Annotated in this window: 20 protein-coding genes and 1 pseudogene; 2 read left to right on the forward strand and 19 right to left on the reverse strand. The window is 49.0% G+C overall.

Features of this window, described 5'->3' with window-relative positions; genetic code table 11:
* Positions 1–5: 5 nt before the first annotated feature.
* From HMPREF0673_RS02085 to HMPREF0673_RS02155, 15 genes are all read right to left on the reverse strand, one after another.
* Entirely contained in the window at positions 6–611 is a 606-nt protein-coding gene (locus HMPREF0673_RS02085) for a hypothetical protein (RefSeq protein ID WP_005816265.1), read from the reverse strand.
* 72 nt (positions 612–683) lie between these two features.
* Complete coding sequence (locus tag HMPREF0673_RS02090) at positions 684–866, reverse strand: hypothetical protein (RefSeq protein ID WP_007897420.1); 183 nt, start codon at positions 864–866, stop codon at positions 684–686.
* The gene (locus HMPREF0673_RS02095; protein WP_005816260.1) at positions 863–2,419 is read right to left on the reverse strand and encodes a glucosaminidase domain-containing protein; all 1,557 of its coding nucleotides are present in this window, start codon (positions 2,417–2,419) and stop codon (positions 863–865) included. The genes HMPREF0673_RS02090 and HMPREF0673_RS02095 overlap by 4 nt, the downstream gene beginning before the upstream one ends.
* Before the next feature lie 4 nt (positions 2,420–2,423).
* A complete protein-coding gene (locus tag HMPREF0673_RS02100) occupies positions 2,424–4,880 on the reverse strand; it encodes a MutS N-terminal domain-containing protein (protein WP_007897421.1) in 2,457 nt (818 codons plus the stop codon).
* An 82-nt stretch (positions 4,881–4,962) separates the two neighbouring features.
* Positions 4,963–6,762 carry a hypothetical protein gene (locus HMPREF0673_RS02105; RefSeq protein ID WP_005816255.1) on the reverse strand — a complete coding sequence of 600 codons (1,800 nt, stop codon included), beginning with the start codon at positions 6,760–6,762 and terminating at the stop codon, positions 4,963–4,965.
* Between the two features lie 9 nt (positions 6,763–6,771).
* Positions 6,772–7,044 (reverse strand): hypothetical protein, encoded by a 273-nt coding sequence (locus HMPREF0673_RS02110; RefSeq protein WP_007897422.1) that lies wholly within the window; start codon positions 7,042–7,044, stop codon positions 6,772–6,774.
* 32 nt (positions 7,045–7,076) lie between these two features.
* Positions 7,077–7,898 (reverse strand): M23 family metallopeptidase, encoded by an 822-nt coding sequence (locus tag HMPREF0673_RS02115; RefSeq protein ID WP_005816253.1) that lies wholly within the window; start codon positions 7,896–7,898, stop codon positions 7,077–7,079.
* Positions 7,899–7,913: 15 nt separating this feature from the next.
* Positions 7,914–8,576, reverse strand: a complete 663-nt coding sequence (locus HMPREF0673_RS02120) for a hypothetical protein (protein WP_005816251.1) — start codon at positions 8,574–8,576, stop codon at positions 7,914–7,916.
* 93 nt (positions 8,577–8,669) lie between these two features.
* Positions 8,670–9,353 carry a hypothetical protein gene (locus HMPREF0673_RS02125; RefSeq protein ID WP_005816248.1) on the reverse strand — a complete coding sequence of 228 codons (684 nt, stop codon included), beginning with the start codon at positions 9,351–9,353 and terminating at the stop codon, positions 8,670–8,672.
* A gap of 17 nt (positions 9,354–9,370) precedes the next feature.
* Positions 9,371–10,072, reverse strand: a complete 702-nt coding sequence (locus HMPREF0673_RS02130; protein ID WP_005816246.1) for a hypothetical protein — start codon at positions 10,070–10,072, stop codon at positions 9,371–9,373.
* Positions 10,053–10,538 carry a PH domain-containing protein gene (locus HMPREF0673_RS02135; RefSeq protein WP_005816244.1) on the reverse strand — a complete coding sequence of 162 codons (486 nt, stop codon included), beginning with the start codon at positions 10,536–10,538 and terminating at the stop codon, positions 10,053–10,055. The genes HMPREF0673_RS02130 and HMPREF0673_RS02135 overlap by 20 nt, the downstream gene beginning before the upstream one ends.
* Positions 10,535–11,677, reverse strand: a complete 1,143-nt coding sequence (locus tag HMPREF0673_RS02140) for a toprim domain-containing protein (RefSeq protein ID WP_005816242.1) — start codon at positions 11,675–11,677, stop codon at positions 10,535–10,537. The genes HMPREF0673_RS02135 and HMPREF0673_RS02140 overlap by 4 nt, the downstream gene beginning before the upstream one ends.
* 30 nt (positions 11,678–11,707) lie before the next feature.
* Positions 11,708–13,303 carry a hypothetical protein gene (locus HMPREF0673_RS02145; protein ID WP_005816239.1) on the reverse strand — a complete coding sequence of 532 codons (1,596 nt, stop codon included), beginning with the start codon at positions 13,301–13,303 and terminating at the stop codon, positions 11,708–11,710.
* Positions 13,304–13,340: 37 nt separating this feature from the next.
* A complete protein-coding gene (locus HMPREF0673_RS02150; RefSeq protein WP_005816237.1) occupies positions 13,341–13,565 on the reverse strand; it encodes a hypothetical protein in 225 nt (74 codons plus the stop codon).
* 23 nt (positions 13,566–13,588) lie between these two features.
* Positions 13,589–14,350 carry a DUF4099 domain-containing protein gene (locus HMPREF0673_RS02155; RefSeq protein ID WP_005816235.1) on the reverse strand — a complete coding sequence of 254 codons (762 nt, stop codon included), beginning with the start codon at positions 14,348–14,350 and terminating at the stop codon, positions 13,589–13,591.
* 220 nt (positions 14,351–14,570) lie between these two features.
* On the opposite strand from HMPREF0673_RS02155, the gene HMPREF0673_RS02160 reads away from it, so the two are divergent.
* Positions 14,571–15,200 carry a M23 family metallopeptidase gene (locus HMPREF0673_RS02160; RefSeq protein ID WP_007837448.1) on the forward strand — a complete coding sequence of 210 codons (630 nt, stop codon included), beginning with the start codon at positions 14,571–14,573 and terminating at the stop codon, positions 15,198–15,200.
* 162 nt (positions 15,201–15,362) lie between these two features.
* Here the strand turns inward: HMPREF0673_RS02160 and HMPREF0673_RS02165 are convergent, their stop codons facing one another.
* The 4 genes and pseudogenes from HMPREF0673_RS02165 to HMPREF0673_RS02180 form a co-directional block, all read right to left on the reverse strand.
* Positions 15,363–15,920, reverse strand: coding sequence for a DUF4411 family protein (locus tag HMPREF0673_RS02165; protein WP_005816230.1), 558 nt, complete (start codon positions 15,918–15,920; stop codon positions 15,363–15,365).
* Positions 15,911–17,053, reverse strand: coding sequence for an ImmA/IrrE family metallo-endopeptidase (locus tag HMPREF0673_RS02170; protein WP_007897423.1), 1,143 nt, complete (start codon positions 17,051–17,053; stop codon positions 15,911–15,913). The genes HMPREF0673_RS02165 and HMPREF0673_RS02170 overlap by 10 nt, the downstream gene beginning before the upstream one ends.
* A 234-nt stretch (positions 17,054–17,287) precedes the next feature.
* Entirely contained in the window at positions 17,288–17,476 is a 189-nt protein-coding gene (locus tag HMPREF0673_RS02175; protein ID WP_005816226.1) for a hypothetical protein, read from the reverse strand.
* Positions 17,473–17,970: pseudogene (locus HMPREF0673_RS02180) on the reverse strand (SIS domain-containing protein); the annotation flags it as partial. The gene HMPREF0673_RS02175 and the pseudogene HMPREF0673_RS02180, both read right to left, overlap by 4 nt.
* Positions 17,971–18,109: 139 nt before the next feature.
* Between HMPREF0673_RS02180 and HMPREF0673_RS02185 the strand changes: the two are divergent.
* A complete protein-coding gene (locus HMPREF0673_RS02185) occupies positions 18,110–19,396 on the forward strand; it encodes an IS1380-like element ISBaov1 family transposase (protein ID WP_007664617.1) in 1,287 nt (428 codons plus the stop codon).
* The last annotated feature ends 587 nt before the right edge of the window (positions 19,397–19,983 follow it).

A 19,983-nucleotide genomic window follows, 5' to 3' on the forward strand; every position in this document is an offset into this window, starting at 1 on the left:
GTCAATTAACCATTATAGGGCTGCGGAACATATTCGCTCATTTCAGACACTCGGCAGGAGAAGTCCAGTTTGTCATTGAAGACACTGACAGACAATGCCCCTTTGATGTTCGCTTTCACGCCTGGTTGCAGCCATGCCTCGCATTTGCCATCGAATAGGAAGAAACTTACCCAGATGTATTCAAATCCGTCCTGTACTTTCTCTGCGCTGAAAGCGGAGAACTGGCAGTACGGCACACCATTCTTGTCCGTCTTGTCCTCAATGCTCTTGCCCACCTTGCCGCGGAACTCCATCACGCCCTTGATGCAGTCCTCTGCCTCGTCAGGCTGGTGGCTGATGCTGCTTGCCGACAGGTTGAAATAAAGGACATCGCCCCATTTTCTTGGTACCAATACACCGGCTACCTCAATGCGTTCGCCGATGTTGCAGCTGCCCACCTCCGTCAGTGTCCCATCTTTGATGACCGACACCTCGATGGTCTTGTTAATCCCGCTCTTCGCTGGAATGACTACGTTCATGGCAAAGCTCACGAATGCCTTGCCCTCCTTGTTCGTGCGGCAGGTCGCAGCCTTGCTGACCGTTCCGCACACTGTTACATTACATTTGATCATTGCTCGATACTATTTGAATTATACATATCCATCGTCCAAGTGAAATGTCTTAGCAATGACAATAATCTCTTTTCAATCATCATATACTAGCGCATGTATCAGTTCATAGACTATCCACGCTGCTATGATAAGTTGGAAGCCGAGATAGATGATGGCCACGGTCTGACCGAAAAGCCATTGGGTAAGCATGAAGTGTCCTGCCACAGCTACCATACCCACCAGCAATGTACACAGATGACTTGCTATCCTTTTCATTTCCTTTGCAGATTTTGTTGTTGACTCTCAGCCTCCATCCCTTGCTCGAAGTTCTGCGAAGCCTGCTGTGTCGCCACGATGCCTGTCACCATTCCCGCAATCTTCGTCCGTTTGCTTTCTTCCGACAGATTGGCATTGCCCAAAATGAGCGACAGGCGGTTCATCTCCGAGGAGGTCAGTTCACGGTCAATCTTCACCGTACCGCTCTCTGCATGAAGCACAGTCTTGCCGTTCTCACCCACAGTAATGGTGCATTGCCTCATGCCTGGAACAAGCGAGGTCAAATCTACGAGCCGGTTGGCTGCCATGGCAGAGATAAGTCCTTTTTGTCGTTCCTCATCATTGCTGTCAATCTGCGCTGCCAACATCATCAGCGACATGAAGGTGGTCATCGCCATGTCGAGTATAGGGTCATTCGTTCCCGAAATGCCCACGCCGCTGTCCTCCGAGGAAAGGATTTTCTTCATCCAGTCCTCCGACGAAACCTTCTGCTCCTGTGGCGCATTGCTCTTGTATTTTGCCAACAGGTCATTGCCGTTATGCAGGGCCTGTAGCTTGATGTTGCCTTTCTGTCCGATTTCTGCCAGATAAGCGGCTGGATCCATATCCCTTTTTGAGCCGTCAGCCGATACACTCTTCACTCCGAAATGCAGATGCTCGCCAGTGGTTCTGGTGCCGGTATTTCCCGACACCCCCAACTTCTGACTGGCATTAACCACGTCACCTACCTTTACTGCTATGTCAGACAGATGCAGGTAGGAGCATTGCACCTTGCTGCCATCCTCACGGCTGTATTCCACGGTGACGGATTTCCCTCCTGCCGTGTTCGCATTATGGTTCACCGCCACCACCTTGCCGCCGTTCTCCGTGGCCAACACCGCCTCATGGTTCGTCTTGATGTCAATGCCCTTGTGCATCTGCTGCTTGGTGGCATCCATCGGATCCTGGCGATTGCCGAAAGGCGAGGTGATGAAGAGAAACTCCTCTCGCTCCACAGGAAAGGAATACCCGGCAGACTGCGGTACATGGGCAGCAGGCATTTCTCTACGAGGATTATTCTCCACCCCGAACGACCGACCTTCTGCCCGCATCTCAGCCATCACCTCACTGTCATACTTGTCCAGTCCGTTGGCTTCAATGATGCGCTGCAGACTTGCAGCATAACCGCCGCCCGTGGCATAGCCGGCACGCTCAATGCCCTTCGTCCAACCCTTGTAGTCGTCAGGCGACAGCGTGAAGCACTGCGCATAACGCTTGTTCTGCTTCAGGAACTGCGAGTGATGCTCATAACTGTCACCCACGCTTTTGTACTTACAGAATTTCTCGTTGGGCCTATCATCCGTATAGACTCCATACTCTCCGCCATTCTTCAACCACGATGCCGTAGCCTTGATGCCAAAGTGGTTGTTGCATTCGCGCGACAGTTGGCTCTGTCCGTTGCTGCTCTCCAGTATGGCTTGCGCCAAGATGACGGAGGCAGGAATCCCATACATCCGCATCTGTTCTTTGGCTTCCTCCGCATATTGTGCGGCATACGCTGCGTTCTTTCCCATAAGCCTATCTCCTTAGACTGGTGTGTTGTTCTGTTTCTTGACTTTCCTGTGCCATCTGCTTTCCTGTCTCTTTTCCAGGTGACACCATCTCCGTAATTCCACGCTTCGATGATGTTGTCTGCTTCGGCATTTCCAACTGGTCACAGATGGCCACCCGTTCACCAGCACGAATGAGCTTCGGCAGATAGGTGTCGAGGGCATGATATGGGAATCCTGCCATTGCCAACGGCTTGCCTTCATCATCCTTGCGCCCATTGCTCTTTGTCAGCGTAATACCCAATATTTTGGATGCCTTCACCGCATCATCCTTGTAGGTCTCATAGAAGTCACCGCAGCGAAACAAAAGAATGGCATCAGGATGCTTCTTCTTCAAGTCAAGATATTGTTGGACAAGGGGAGAGACAGCAGCCTTGACAGCCTTTTCATCCTTCTTTTCTTCTTTCTTTTCCTCTTGTTTCTTCTCTTCCCTTTGTTCAGAGCTTTTATCTTCCTTAAGTACCACTTCCTTCTGTTCATCATGCTTATCGACAATTGCCGTCTCCGCTTGCTTCACCTCCGTCGCTTCTTCCTGCTTCTCTTGTGTACTTTGCTCGACATTGTTGTCTTTCTGCAATACATCAGCAAACAGCGAGGCGGCAAGGTTCTGCTTGTAGGAATCCCTGTCAGGAGCCACCCACAATCGTTGCCATTGTGACGGACTGACACTTCTCGGCTGCAACTTCTTGCCGTCAATAGTGGCTGCACACAGGCATTCGCCCGATTTGGCACGGAATACTGCCACACGCTGGATGCGGTTCAAATCAACCTCCTGCTCATTACCTCCGAAGATGTCCACCTTCAGGTCGGGTTTCGCCTCTGCCATAGCATAATACTTCTGTGCCAGTTCCTCACGCACACGCTCGATGTTGTCCATCGACTGCTTCAAGGTGGTGAAGAAATGATTGAGGTCTCCTTTGTCGGGATAGACGGCAAAGCCCTCCTTACCTTCGGGCTTGATGTACAATGCCCACCGCTCCTTGTCATCCTTTACCAACTGCACATTGTCGAAACCGATGTCACGGCTGTGGGTTACGGCCTCAGAAGCATCCAACGAGGATAGGTCTTCGATAGACCAGTTGCTCAGTCTTGATACCGTGATTTTCTTGTCGGCGAAATAACTGTCGTCGGGACGGAAGCCCAAGGCTCCGTCGGGATTGTAGAAACGCACGTTGTCATAACCCTCTTTCTGCAAGGCATTGGTGAAGCGTTGCTTGTTCATGCCCTTGATCTCGTTGTTCACCTCCAACGATGCACCCTGTGGCAGCACCACATCGGCGGTCTTGCTGGCATCATCACGCACGATGACCACAGTACGCTGCTCCTCGTTGGGATGCTGCTTGATTTCGTCTGCTACGAAGTAGTGGTTGGGCAACTGCACCTGTATCTGCGCCGTCTCTCGCTGATGCTGGTCGGTGGCATACTCCACCTTTTCACCCAGTTCGGCTTTCTTCAACACCTTCAGCGCACCGTTCACCTCACTCTCGATGGCATCAATCAGACAAGGGTCTTCCTTCAGTTCCCTCGTCCAATAGTCCACCATGCTAAGGCTGTCCTTTGACAGACGGGCAGGCAGTCCCAGTTCGAGCATCTTCACGCCCGAAGCTATCTCAGTGATGAGTCGTTCCTTCTTCACGGCATCCTCCGACGGGGCTTTGCCGTTCTTCATGACCATGCCCTCACGTGCCAACCGCTGCTGATGACCGGTGGCAGACACCAACTGACGCATCATCTCCTGTACATAGTCATTGTAGTGCTCGAAGTCACGCTGCCGTGGCAGGTAGATGACATCCTTCTCGGTGTCGTAGTGCGCCACACCCGTGCCGTCCTGACGTACATTCACGAGGTTGTCCTTCATCTTCTGAAGGAATCCGTTGACGCACCCATGCAGCTGCTTGTCCTCCTTGTCGCCATAACCTCTATCCTCCACCGTGCCATCCTTCTTCAATGCCGTAGTGTAGGCTGTTTCGTTAGCCATAGGCAGTAGCGTCTGGTCGATATTGAACAGCACACGGATCTCACGGTTTTTCACTCCCTTGTACTGCTGTTTGTCCTGTTCCGACAGTTCTGCGTATGCCTCCTTGGTGATGACATCGTCGGGATTGTTGCGGTTGACGTACTTATTCCAATTGTAATACAGGAACGGCACACCTTTCTCATGCTCCCTCACGCTCTCACCCCGTGCCTTCGCTTCGGAGAACTGCGTAAACAGATTGCTCTTGCAACCCTTGGCATCGGAGTCAAGGGCAAGGACAAGGGCATTGAACGGACTGACCGAAAAGCCCTTGGGATAGAGCTTCGGATAGAGTTTGCCGCTTGCATTCAACCAATGTCCCTTGGCATCCACCGCACTCGTCAGTGCCTCAGTGAGCAGCGACACCTGCTTCTCCGCCGTCCGCTTCTCAAATTCTGATTTCTCTTTCATGCTTTTATCTTTTTGTTTATCTCAATCACATTCTATAATTGGCTTACCAAGCCACCGTTCCCGACAATTTTGTTGTCGGGCTTCACTGTATTCCCCTCGGTCGCACCACGCTCTCCCGTGCCTGCTCTTCGTACTGCATTGCTGCCATCTGTCGCATCTGGTCGTTCTTGGCAAGTATGGCGTTAGCCAATGTATTCAGCGGCAATGCCCCCGACTGATGCGCCCCAATCACACTGTCAGGCAGTTGAATGGTACAAGGCACATGGTCAATGTTGGCAACGAGACACCGCCCTTGCAGCATCGGGTTGCTGATACGAGGATTGAGTGGTTCATCAGGATATTGGCGGTACTGAATGCGAGATGCAGCAGGACTAACTGTAGGTGCAATGCCTTCCTGCTGTTTCCTGCCCAGCACCTCATGTCCCGCTTTGTTGAGCAGATTGGCACCTCCCATACCCATCAACAGCATCTTCAGTATAGGATTCTTCACGAACATTCCAGCCACGATAGAGGCCAAAGGAAGGAGGCTATTGTCCATATTCAGCGATTTTGTCTTGCCAGTGAACAGTCCCACCAGTACATCGGGCAGCATCGCCAACACATAACCAAGGTTCTTGCCGATGTCTGAAAAGCCGTTCAGTCCAAAACTCTGCAACAGCCCGTCCCATCCATTTTCGTTTGTTTGTAAGGCTGTTTCCTCCTGCTGGACTACAGATGGTGTTGCCTCTTCAGTCGATGAATCAGGAGTTTCTTTCGGTTCTGCCTTCTTCTCCTTCTCAGCCTCTGCATCCAGTCTCGCCTTAACCTCCAGATACTCGTCTTCCTGTCCAGGCGCAACTATCAAGGGCACATCCTTGTACTTGCCTGTACGTTTGGTTGCTTCGTTTCTCTGAGGGTCAAGGAACGTACCTTTGTTCCAAGGAAAAGAGGTCTGCTCGGTTTGTTTCGTCCAATCCATAAAAGTGATATTGCTCGTGGGAATCTTGTTCTTGAAATGGCTGTTGGTAGCCTTGATATAGCTGTTCTCGTGGTTCTTGATGACTTTTGCCTGTTTGCGGAATGAGGCGAAGACGTTGGTGCCCGTACCGAAAACTCCCTTGCTGATACACTCCTCGACACAGACCTCTTGGCTGCTACCTTTCTTGCTTAGGTGCTCCATGCCGACATTCATCACCATATCGATACCGACAAACTTGGCGAAGGTTGCCCATGAGCCAATCCCTCCCATGGCCACGACATCGGCACCCGCTCCGGCTGCCCATCCCGCTGCCTTCTCTGTTCGAGAGGGCTTATAGGCTGCCTCTCCTTTGGCTTCTATCTCTGCGGCAAGGGGTGACTTGTTCAGTTCGTAGGGCAGACCGAACAGACTGCTTTGTGCCGCCTTGCGGATGATATAGTCGGCAGAAGATGTTGGCATACGGTCTTTCACCATTTTTTCTATCATCAGCTGCTCCATGCGGTGATCGATATAGGCGTATGCCAAATCACAACCGAGTTGTTTAGAGAGTGCATCGTACCGCTCTCGTCCTATCTCCGTCACCACCGCCTTGCGCCATTCCTCAGCCATCACGGCAAGGTCACGCTGCATATCCTTGTTGCCGACAATAGCCTCCTTGCACATCGCCAGATAGTCTTCGGTGGTCTTGCTGTTCCACTTGCCTGTAATCTTCAGCGTGGCGTATGGGTCATCACCAGGCATATTGGCAGTGGCCAATGAGCGTAGGATGCCAGCCGTACTGTTGGAGTAGGCTCGCATCTCGTCTGCCTGTCTGTTGGACAAGTCCCGTTGCACCCTGCCCATCACGGGGGCAAGGTGACACCCGAAGTAGTCGCCCATCAGACGCTCTATCTCTGCGAATCGCTGACTGTTCTTAACTGCCATATACCTTGTTTATATATTATACTGCTGTAATATCTGTTCCTTTGTCTGCTCGATGGCATTGTGATATATCTCCATCTGCTTAGGATAGTGTTCCTCCAACCATGCGTCCTTGTCCACTTGGCAGTGGATGAACTGCACGGCCATACGTTCCTCAATCTCCACGGAGGGTTCCCCCTCTTCCTTACCATTGAACCATGCCTTTGTCCACCATCTCACGCCAGCCCGGTCGGGATAGACGCTCACTATCCTCGGAATGTCGAAGCTCTGGATATCCACGTCCAAGTCGGCAAGAGGGTCGATGATGCCGTCATGCGTCAGGGCTTGCTCTTGGAGTTTTTTTTTAACACCTCGTCCATCGTGGAGAGATATACCTGATGTCGCATGGCAAGATAGTTGAGAAAGTCGGCAATGAGCAGGTTCTGCACCTTAGTCGCCAAAGGCATACAGCGGTTGCCGATGCCCAAGGGATTAGCCATGCTCGGCATGGTCTCGTAGAAATAATGCTTGCTCGCTCCCAACGAGAAGATGTTTCTCAACGACTGCTCCGTATGTTCGGGCAGAGAGTATGCTCCTTGTTGAAGGTCCTCGAAGTAGGAGGGAAGGAAGCGGAGCATCAATGCCTCTATCTCCTGACGGTCGGTGTCGTAGGGTGAAGGGATGTTCATGTCCAGTTCATTGATGCCCATTTGGGAATTGTGCTCCAATGCCTTGATATTGCCGTAGAGCATGGTGAGGAACTCCAACGGATTGATTTCCTCTCCGTCAAACCTCACCTCCATGTGCAGCAGGTCGCCACTGATGGCGATGGTCTGACCGGCCTTGACGCTTTGGGAGAAGTTGGCGAAGACATTGGAGAGATGCCTGTAAGTCACTTCGTATTTGCCGTAGCGGATGGTCTGGTAGATGCCATGCTCCGCGTCCGACCCAATGGCAGAGACGGTTCCCGTTGCCACCGCCGACAGCAGGTAATGGTTCACTGAGAAGTCTATGCCGTGATGGAAGAATGTTTCTCCCGTCACGGGATTTTTCTGCTCTCCGTAACCCAAGGACATCTGCACGTCCTGCTTTATAGGCTCCTCAAACGGCATACAGTAGCCGCTCGATGAGCGCAGTATCATTTCTTCTGTATATCTCATATCACTGTATATTGGTTATCGTTTCATCCCTCTGCTTTGGGTCTCTGCTTCTTTCATGTTCTGCCCATGTGAAGACGTACCGCCTCTGTTAGGCAGAGTTTGCGCCACCTTAGAATTGTTCCCGATGATCATCGCTCCAAGCAGGGCACCCGCAATCTTGCTCATCCAACCAAAGCGTCCGAATACCATGAAGGCGGCAGCCACCAGTCCGACGATGCTCATACCCGACACGTTGCCCTTGCCGATATTGCCAAAGAGATTGCCTATCATGTCGCATCCTACGCCTCCGAACATATTCCTAAAGAAATCACTGATGCCGCTGAACTGGGTGTCCATCTTTCCGGCTACAGTGTTCACCGCATCAACGGCTTCACCAGCCTTGCCCGTCAGACGTTGCACATCGTTGGCGGTTTGTGCCACCGCTTCCGTGGCATTCTCGCCGATGACAGCATCACCTACGATGCGTGCCACGCTCTTGTCTGTGGTCAACTTCTCCCATGTCACATAGCCTGCGGCACTACCCACTGCGGCCGTCTGCATAGCCTTGCCGGCTCCCATAAGGGTGCGTTGCGGGTGGAGTGCCGCACTGCCTAAGGTCTTTCCAGTTACTCCGATGACATGGCCAGTACCTCGTGCCGCCTTGCCACCATATTTCAATAATGAACTCCAAAATCCCATATCTTATCGTTTTTTAATCACGGTTTGACTTCGTCTTCTTCTGTCACGACTCGGCATAGCTCGAACAAGTTCGGCTCTGCTCTCGCTGCTCCATCAGTTTACGTTCTTGCCCACCTGCTTCCACCGCCTCTTGGCAGCCGCTGCTATCTCGGCTTTGTTCGCTTTGGTGGGTCTTGCCCCTTCGTCTATCTCCATCCAAACATCGCCCATGGTGGTGTATTTCACCGCCCTCGTCAGTCGCTTCAACTGCTTGTTCATCTTCTTCAGTTTGGGTCGGATGCCGAAGACTATCTCCACACGCTCCTTCTCGGTCATCTTGTTGCCCGACAGGCATACCGTGCGTATGTCATTAACTATCTCGATGCTGTTCATAATCAGCTCGCGGTATATCTTGTTGCGCTTGGCTGACAGGGCTACGGCAAGTCCGTTGGCAGGATGGGCATCCAACTGCGCCACCAATCCACCCATATTGTCCACCAACTGACCTATCTCGTGATAGAAACCATATATCTGTGCGGCATAGCTGACGATGGAACGGAAGGAGTCCAGATAGTTGTTGAACTCCCGCTGCAGGTCGGTAGTGGCTTCCACTTCCTCCTTGGTCCAGATATGGCCGGTGGATTGTAGCAGCATCACTTTCTCCTGATTCTTCAGTTCTTTCTCCGCCTTGTTGGTGTACATCAGAATCATCCCCGCAAGAGTCGGGTCGTTCTGCGCCCGCACTCCTGCAAAAGATGATATAAACATAAAAATGGCAATTGATATGAAATACTTCATGACTGATTCCTTTATCGTTAATCACTGATGGTCATACGTCCTGCTCTGCGCCATCTGCTAAGGGCTTGGGTGGCTATCTCTCCATTGCTTCGGTCTATCATCCCTGCCGTCACGCCGTTCCACACATCGGTCATGGTGTAATATCGTATAGACAGATAAAGACGATGCAGCTTCTTGCTGAAGGCACTCAGCTTGTCGTTCAGTGCCCACAGCGTCTTGCTCCTTTCCGCACCAGTCAGCATGTTCTCTTTGCCTCCTTTGGCGACTGCATCTTTCAGCAGTGTGAAGACGGACACCAATTCCGTGGCGGTCTCCATATACAGGTTGTTCATCGAGAGGGTGGCAACGATGCCTTGCGGATTATTGTTGATGGCCTTGCGCATCTTACACAAGGTGATGAATATCTTCACTCCATCGTCGTACAGATAGGTACAGGCTTTGAGGGAAGAGGCATAACCACTGGCGGTTTTCAGATAACTGTTGTACTTCTTCTCCCATTCGTGTATCTTGGTGAACTCTGCGGCGATGGTATTCTGCAACAGGGCAGTCTTGGTCTGACCTTTGATTTCCTTCTCTATCTCACCGTTGATGGCTTCGTTGCCCTCTGCTAATGCCATCCATTCCAAAGGGTTGGCAGTCACAATCTGTGCATGGGCTGACGGCACGCTCAGTACCAATGCCACGACAATGAACCAAATCTTATCTATTCGTAATCTCATATACGCCCTTTCTTCGTTTGTTCGTTTCTACTCTTGTTCGTATCACACTCACCACGTCATAGCTGTTGCTGATGCCGGTCATTTCCAGTTTCGGTGTCGTTCTATCCATCGACAACACGGTCACGCTTTTCAGTCCGCATAACTGTTGTATCAATGTCTGATGCTCGGCAAAGTCCACCACTCGGTACAACTCCATGTAGTTCACGCTCCGCTGAAACACTCCGTGCTCACAGATGAGTTGCTCGCTCCCGATATGGTAGCGGATACTCCTCAGATAGATGAATCGGTAGAGTAAACAGAGGGAGAACAGGAGGCTGAAGACAAGCAACAGGGTACTATATGCACAACCGGGCAATCCTCCGATTAGGAGCATTGCCACGCACAACAGCAACAGAGGCAGTTCGTTGATGAAAAACTGTCCGATGCTGGGGCACAAGGTGATGATGCTATTATCTTCTTGTCTCATACGCTTCTATGATATGTGTTCTTTTCTTCTTTTTCCCTTTGTTTCTCTGCCTTGCCGGCTGCGATAAACTCGGCATAGTCGAAGGTATCTGGTTCGCCCTTGGCAATCAGTTCTGCTGATTTCTTGTTGAGCAGCGCATCGTTCCAGTCCTTGTAGCAACCCAATGGATGATAGGCTTGCACATGCTCGTGACGGAAGCCCATCTCTGCTGCCACCTTCCTGAAGTTTGCAACAAACTGCCGCCCTGCATCGTCCTTGTCAAAACCCAAATAGTGCCGTGCGTTGGGAGTAACGGACAGAAGTCCTCGCATCTGTCCCTCGGTGGGTGTGCCGCCCGTAGATACATACACCATCTTTACAGGATTTATCTGATACTCTGCCATGGCATCGTAGGCACTCTCAAACCATACAATTTCGCTTGCTTTATCCAACGGCTCGCCCGTGAGGTTGGCAATCCACAGTCCTTCACTGCTGTTGCTTCCTTCTGCCTTGCCCTTGTAACCGCCGCTACCGTCCATCTTCGGTCGTCCTCGTTCCTCAAAGCCCACAGTCTTGTCGGGTGTCTTGGGCAGTACAAGCGGAAAGGCAAGGTTGGCAAAGGTAAGTCCATCCGTCCGATGCTTAGTAGCCAGACAGAAATGCCGATGAAAAGCATACTGCGTATAGAGGTCGATGCCTCGGAACTTAAAATAGGGATAAAACCTTTTCTGCGTTTCCCTGTCCTGCGGATTGAACTTGTGGATGTCGTAGTCATTCAGGTTGAATGGCTTTCCGTCCTTTCTTGGTTCTGTAATCTTCGATGGTCTGTCCTCTATGGGTTGGTTGAGCAGTCGGTTGCAGACGAGGTTGACGAGTCGGTCAGGAGACATTCCCACCTTGTTCTCTGAAAACATTTCTGGATGCTCCTTGATGAACGAAATGACATTATACACCTTCTGCTGCGGTGGTTGGAAGCAACATTTCCCATTCTGCGTGACAATGAACTTATCACCACGCACCCGTCTGCCCTCACTGTCAGTACGCACATACGACGGATAACGCAAGCCATCTCTCTTGTTCAGATGATACCCTGCGTCCACCAGTACTTCCTGTATGCTCAACCTGTCCAGAAAGTCATCGTATGTCAGTTCACTACTCATTATAAATTATAAATTGTAAATTATACATTGTTAATATCCTCTCCTTATCTCCGTGGCAACATGATTTGCTTCTGCCTCAAAGTACCTTGCCGCAATCTCCTGTGGCGAATCCACTCCCGGTTTGAAGTAAGGACGTGGACCGCCATGATGCTCTGCATAGAACTCCGGGGCTGGATGGTGATGATGGTGGCTTATGTCATGCGCCACCTCTGCTGTAACGACTGCTCCTGCCGTCAGAGCCGCCAATATCTTCGTGCCCAGTCCGGCGTTGGTTTCGGGGCGTGTCTTCATATCCACTTCACTGAAAACCTTGGAGAAGAGTTTCATGCGATGGTAGTCATCCACCGCCAAGAACTTGTCGTAGTCCTTCTGCTTGATTTCGTGCGTGATGGCTTCTCCATTGATAATGGCGGTCATGCGATACTTATCTTCGCCTTTCTTATCTCCCTCCATCGGAGGCACTTTCTCCACCATGATGTCACCGACTTTCACTTCACGCCCATGCGCTCCCTCACGATACCAACCCTTGTTCTCATTAATCAAGGCAAGGTCTTCACCTCTCACCATGGCATCGCCTTGCAACACGTCACGTCTGACAGTCTCGTCCTCTTCCAACGGAAGCAACCGTTCCTCGTCTTGTTGCTGACGCTGCTGCAACTCCTGTTCAAGTTCGGGATGCAGATGCAGGTCGATGCGCTCCTTGCTATTCAGTGTGTCCATCAGGATTTTGTCAGCAAAGTCGTCCTTGATGATGCCATTCAGCAGTTCCAAGCGTTGAACGACGGGCACTTCCTTGATGGAGTTGGAGGTGAGTTTCTTCAGTTCCTCATCTGTCAGGTCATACACCATGTCGGCATTGACGCTGTTCGACTGAATGGTCAGCGTCTTCGCATTCTCATCAATGATGATGCCATGCGATGCCAGACACTCCTGCCACTTCTCATTGGTGAAATAGACAGGCGAGGTAATCAGTTCCTTATAAGGCTTGGCTGGCTCCGTGCTTCTCGTGCGGCTGATGGAAGGCATTATGATTCCCTCCAAATCTTTCAGCACATCCTGTTGCTGAGGGCTATAACTCTGTTGCTGTCCCTTATAATAGAACCCATAACCGCCGCTCTGCAATTCGCCAGGCTTCATTCTGCCGTCCCAACGTTCAGGCACAATCGGGGCTTCGGGGAAGAACAATCGTCCTCCAACTCTGCGAAGATGGAATCCCTCCTGACTGCGTGGTGTCCAACCTAAAAAGGGTGGTGGCATATCGATGCGCCCCATCCGTCCATACTCGCCGATACCAACACGATAGCCGTGCAGCCCCATAGCTACACGACCGTTGGCATTGCGTGCATGAACGAAGTTCTTGGGCATATAGAAGTCGTTGCCCACAATGCCCGTAAAGGTATTGTAGGCTAACTTGTTGGCATGATTCGTACCCCAGTCGGTCAGAGCCAACATCTGCTTCTCGGTGATGTTATAGGTAAGCAGCGGACTGTCATGCCCTTGCACCACAAGCTGATAGCCGCTGCCATTACTCACCACATGAGCCTGCATACCATTGCGCATGAGCAAGTCACGCATCTCTGGTTGCAGGTCCATCTGTTGGGGATTCGTATTCTTTCTTATCGCCATACTTATTCTTCACTCTTCATTCTTCACTCTTCATTTATCATGCTTCACCGTTCTCTATTGCCTTCTCCAGTTCCTCATCTTTGTGATGGACAAACTGCTCCGCACTCTCTTCACAAATGCAGAGTCCGTTGTTCAGACAATAGCTCTCATATTCTTCCTGCCATTCAGCAGAATGATGGTTGACATACTCCAACCAACCGTACTCGCCGCTCTGTATCTTCTCGACGAGCACATCCTCTGGATAATATTTATTTGATGCCATATACTTATTATATTATGTGTAGATTATTTGTGCATGGAAAAAGAGGCGCGGTTGCGCTCTCCATTCTTCTTCTGCTCATTCCAAAGTTCTTCCGTGTATTCCTCTTCAGGCACATAGTCAAGATTACCGTCATCGCCCATTACCCAACAGCCATAGCACCCGAAGGTGTATTTGTCCCACTCTCGCTTGGTGTTCTCCTTCCACTTCTGACTGTCGCCTTGATTAATCCTTATGCCGGTCTTATCGTTCAGGTCAATACCCACCGTCACCTGTTCGTCCTCCATGATGAGCGTGAGCGGCTCACCCTTCTGCATCACGGTCAGTTCTGCCGAACTCAGTTTCAGTTCATCCTTCAGCACCTCCAAGTTGCGCCCGATGACAGGCGTAGGTACCGACATCACCTGATTGGTCTCCGTGTCAATCTGCACGAAAGCCTTGCTGCTCCTGCCATCAGCATCCTTAACATCGGCAAGGATAGCCTTTCCAGCCAGCAAGTCCTCCTGCTGTTCCTGAGTAAAAGCCTCCAATGGTGATTTCTCCAACTGCGGATAGAAGACCACATCCACCTTGCCGTCCTCCATACGGACCAACGCAAATCGGGTGCGGCTCTTCAATGTCTCGCCCTCATCATTATTCACCTGAATGGGCAGCAACGGTGAACGTCGTCCCTGACCAATATCTTCCAACGCCCACATGGGCAGGTCTTCAATCTTCTCTTGTGTGAGACCAAAACGAGCCAGTGTCTGATAAGGCACCTCGCTCTCTTCAAATCGTACTTGCTTCATACTTTAACTTTGAATTTGAAATTAAACTCATGCAAAGTTATATACCTATTCAGAGACAAGCAGAATTGCATAAGATAATGCGTGTTATTTTTGACGATTATTATTATTTGAGTTTGATTTCTGCTCAAAAATCAAACTCGATTGCTATATTATGTTACAATCTTCTTGTCTTCCCTTTGTTCTTTATGCCAGTCAAAGAATTGCTTGTTACTTTTGCACCATGAAACGATTTCTACTCATCACAATAGCAGCAATATTCTGTTCATCAGCAACAGTATGCGCTCAGTTCAATACCGTCACACAGACTAAGGTACACCGCAAGGCTGTGCCAAAAACGACGCAGTCCGCAACATCCGAACAACTGCCTCCGTGCTCGCCGCATCAGCGGCGAGACTCTCTTGCCTTTGCCCCATTACAAACCCAAACGGAGCAGACCGACCGCCACACGGCACTTGTCAGTCCACTCCGTCATATCTCTGTCACCAGCCCTTTCGGCTACCGCAGAGACCCATTTACAAAAAGAAAAGCCCTACACAACGGGCTTGATTTGAAGGCAAATTACGAACCCACATACGCCATGATGCACGGCGAGGTCATCAAGGTAGGCAAGGACAAACGTTCAGGCCTCTATGTCACCCTCCGTCACGGCGACTTCACCGTCAGCTATTGCCACCTCTCCCAAACTCTCGTCACCAAAGGCACCCACGTCCGTCCCGGCATCATCATCGCGCTGACAGGCAACAGTGGTCGCAGTACTGGTCCCCACCTGCACCTCACACTCAAAGACACAAAAAAAGGACGAGCCATCGACCCGTCCATTCTTCTCAATCTTATCAAGCATCCACTCTAATAGAACGCCTTGTCTTTTGTCGTTCACATCACCCCTTCCGCATTGCAATAATGTCTTAAATATCTAATCCTCAACAATTTCTATTCTTGAAAAACAAGTGTTTTATTCACGAATATAATATGATTTCGTGAAAGATGTCATAAGATGATACTAATATCTATGCTATTTGTCAATAAAGAACCCGTTTCTATGCAGATATTCTGAAACGGTTAGTGTTCCAATCCCTATCTGCTCACACAACAAAGGAAGTTTCTTGAACAACTTACCGTCATTCTGCTGCCTTGTTTCCTCCGTCATTACTTGCATCTCTTCCAGATGGATAGCGTCCGAGTGTCGTACATTCAGTGCATAAATGATAATCTTAGCATCACCTGTTTTAAGGTATTCTTCCTTTTGCTCTATGTATTCTTCTTCAGTCAGTTCCTGCTTCTTCAGTCTTACACAGAAATTGTTGTCTATCATGTTGCTGAATCTCTCTGGGGCACATGGAAATAGATCCTTTGTCGGAATGACCAATTTCTTGTCTTTGAGGAAAGGCATCTTTTCAACTGCAATTCCTTTGGAGGTGCGTTTTGATTCATCCAGAATCACATCAAGTAGCATCAAATCCTTGCGGGAGAACGCCTCTTCCAGGAATGAGTACAACTGTCCGTCCTTATCCAAGGGAAGATAATTCTTGGCAATCATCACCAATGAGCATGTATCAACAACTATCGCCATAACTCCCTCTCAAAATTTGCTGGTTTGACATTGAGTCTCGAACAGAAAGTGGTCTCGTTGACCACTCCATTGAAATAGGCATATTGCATGGTTTTCAAGAATAGCGGAGAAATGATGGGCTTTGGTGTTCGCCCGCCTCTCTTCTCAGAGTTTTTCAACTTTTCCTGTTCCTCTCTTCTTCTGTATTCCTCTGCCAATTCACTCTTGACATTGCTGTAGCTCGAATAGCTGATTTTCCTGTCGATATACATCCTTGTATATAAGGCAAGACGGCTAATGTGCGTCCGTGCACTGATAGCCTTGAAGAGGTCAATGCAGTAGTCGTTACGGGAATCTACACATGCTATGTTAGCAAGTGTTTCTGCTTCTTGTCCCATAATGAACTGATATGCAAAATCATTGCACCATCTTTCGACATCACTGTATGAAGTCTGTGCCGAGATGTCCATCATGTCCACCGACTCCACTTCTTCAATCCCCAATAGACAATGCCCCAATTCATGCGCCAGAGTGAATATTTCTCGCTTGTAATGCTTATGATGCTTAAGCACTATCACATTGGGCTTAAGGTAAAAACCGTCAATGTTGGTTTTCTCTTTCTTGTTCCATGTCTCTATGTATTCAAAGACAAAAATGCCATGATCGGCGATTTTTTCTATCATCTTCACAAGAAACTGCCTATGATTGACAGTTTCCCCGGGATAAAAAAAATCTCTTGCACGTACGGCTACTGTCTTAGGGTCATCTTGTAGGGTGTAGTGTTCTATGTCAAACTTCACATCCAGTTGCGACAGTTTGTTGTATGCATCCAAAGCGTTTTTCAGACTCTCGAATCGGTTTACAGTACGGATCGACTCCAAGTTCAGCTCTGTTCCGAATGAGGTCTTGCGGAAGAAGATACTGCTGCTTGCATTGGTTGACAACTTAGAATAGTCTTGAAAGAAACTGACTTCTTTGTCGAATATCTCACCTATACGCTTCAACACCCCCAAATCAATAGAATCTCCACTGATGTCTGCGGCTCCTGTTATCCGTTTCCTGCCTTTGTTCAGAAGAGACAACAAGTCATCCACCGACATCTTGTATAATGCCAGCAGGTATTCTAAACGTTTCTTGTTAATCTCTACTTTCATATCAGCCTCGATTGAACTATTGTTGTTTTGATGCAAATGCTTAGGCACAATTTTGCGTTGCAAAATTACACATTTTCACTTAAATGGGCGAATTTTCATGCTGAATATCACTGGAATTTATGTTTATTTTGCTAAATCGCTACATTTCGCCACCAAAAAGACACAAAAATAGGACGAATCATCGACCCGTCCTTTTGTTTTTAGCCTTTTTCGTTCTAACCACAGCCTGCAATGTTATTCATCAACTGGTTCATCACTCGCATGTCTCATTTCGTAAACTGTCCATAAGGCTAACACACATTCAATGGCTATCACGGTAATGGCCGCAGTCATGCCCCACCAGTGGGCAATAAGCATAAAGATGCCAGCCTCAATGCACAACGCAAAGAGGATGGTAACAATAAGTGATAATATTCTATTCATTCTACGGTAACTGATTTAGCAAGGTTTCTTGGCTGGTCAACATTCCTATCCTTGTTGATGGCGATGTAATAGGCCAGCAACTGCAATGGGACGGAAACAACGAGAGGTGTAAGGCATTCGGGTACGTCGGGCACTTCAAGGCAATGGTCGGCGATGTCCTTCATTGCGTCATTGCCCTTGGTAATGATGGCGACAACCGTACCGCCACGCGCCTTCACCTGCCTTACATTACTGATTATCTTGTCATACAGCGAGTCCGTTGGAGCAATGACCACCGTGGGCATCTCGCTATCTACAAGTGCAATCGGTCCATGCTTCATTTCCGCAGCAGGATAACCCTCCGCATGGATATAGGATATTTCTTTCAGCTTCAACGCACCTTCAAGGGCGGTGGGGTAGTTGTACCCACGACCGAGATAAAGGAAGTTGCGGGCATAGGTGTATATCTTCGACAAGTTCTTGATTTTGTCAGCAAGTCCCAACACATCTTTTATATACCTTAATTCCGCAACACTATTATAAATATAACTTTTTAAGTACCTGAGCAACAAAAAGTTGCTCAGGATTTTGTCATGTCAGATTTTTCACCTATCTTAGTGTTGCAAATCAAAATATGTATCAAACCCGACAGACATGGCAAAGAAAGCAATAAAATCTGAGAAACTCACTCCTTTTGGAGGAATATTTGCAATGATGGAGCAATTTGACTCCACATTGTCATATGTAATTGACACAACCCTCGGTCTAAGATGCAGGCTGTATGGTTATCAATACAGCGAAATCATCCGTTCTCTCATGAGCATCTACTTCTGTGGCGGCTCATGTATTGAGGATGTCACAACTCATTTGATGCCCCATCTCTCGCTTCATCCGACACTTCGTACCTGCAGCTCTGACACTATCCTCAGAGCGATAAAGGAACTGACGCAGGAGAACATTTCATACACGTCAGATACGGGTAAGAACTACGATTTCAATACGGCTGACACCCTCAATACCTTACTGCTCAATTGTATGTGTGCAGCTGGTCAGCTGAAAGAGGGTGAGATGTATGATGTTGATTTCGACCACCAGTTCATAGAAACAGAGAAATATGATGCAAAGCATACATACAAGAAGTTCCTTGGTTATCGACCAGGTGTGGCGGTTATTGGAGATTTGATTGTCGGCATTGAGAACAGCGACGGCAACACAAACGTCCGTTTCCATCAGAAGGACACGCTGAAGAGATTCTTCGAAAGGTTTGAACAGAACAATCTTGTTATCAATCGTTTCAGAGCTGATTGCGGCTCGTGCTCTGAAGAGATCGTGGAAGAGGTTGCCACCCACTGCAAGACCTTCTATATCCGTGCCAACCGCTGTAGTTCGCTCTACAATGACCTCTTCGCTCTCAGAGGCTGGAAGAGGGGAGAAATCAACGGCATTGAGTTTGAGCTGAATTCCATTCTTGTAGAGAAGTGGAAAGGCAAGACATACCGGCTTGTGATTCAAAGGCGGAAACGGATGGACGGTGAGCTTGACCTCTGGGAAGGAGAATACACATACCGCTGCATCCTGACCAACGACTACGAGCCTTCCGTAAGAGAGATTGTCGAGTTCTATAACCTCCGCGGAGGAAAGGAGCGCATCTTCGATGACATGAACAATGGTTTCGGATGGTCCAGATTGCCCAAATCCTTCATGGCAGAGAACACAGTGTTCCTTCTTCTTACAGCACTTATCCGTAACTTCTACAAGGTCATTATCCAAAGACTTGACGTAAAGAGGTTCGGACCCAATAAAACAAGTCGCATAAAAGCGTTTGTCTTCAGATTTGTCTCTGTACCAGCCAAATGGATCAGAACATCAAGGTGGTATGTGCTGAATATCTATACCTGTAATAATGCTTACGCAGATGTATTCCAGACTGATTTTGGATGACGACTACAACTTATGGGTATGATACTGCTGCGTATTGTCTCAAGTCGCATTGTGGGGTAAGGGGGTATTGTAGGCAGAAGTGGGTATTTCAGCCTCAATTTATCTAATAATTCAGTAATGAGAGAACGTGTACACGTAAATAGGACGATGAAGGACTTAGTTGCGGATTTGAGGCTTATGAAAAGCGTATTGCTTTCTCAATACATGCCGTTCCTCTTCGCTCAGCGACAGGAAATAGGCTTTCCATCCCGGACAGAAATTGATGTGCCATCGCCAAAAACGACCCAACAATGACTTGGGTGAACGGTCGTATCGCCGCCTCAGTGGGCACTGCTGACAGTTATGTTTCTTTTCCAATACTTTATCTATTTATCTTTCGTAAAACTCTCGTGGCAAAAATAAGGATTATTTTCAGTGATCAAGCACACAGTTCATTAAAAAAGAGAGGATTTGCTAAGATTCAGAATAACGACGAGCCATCGACCCCAACGGGAGTCGAACTTCAAGTAACCGCACATGATACAATGTGCGGGTCGAAGTGCCTTCCCAATCCACGACCCCAACGGAGGTCGAACCTTTCTACAGAT

This window comes from Leyella stercorea DSM 18206 (assembly GCF_000235885.1).
GTDB lineage: Bacteria > Bacteroidota > Bacteroidia > Bacteroidales > Bacteroidaceae > Prevotella > Prevotella stercorea.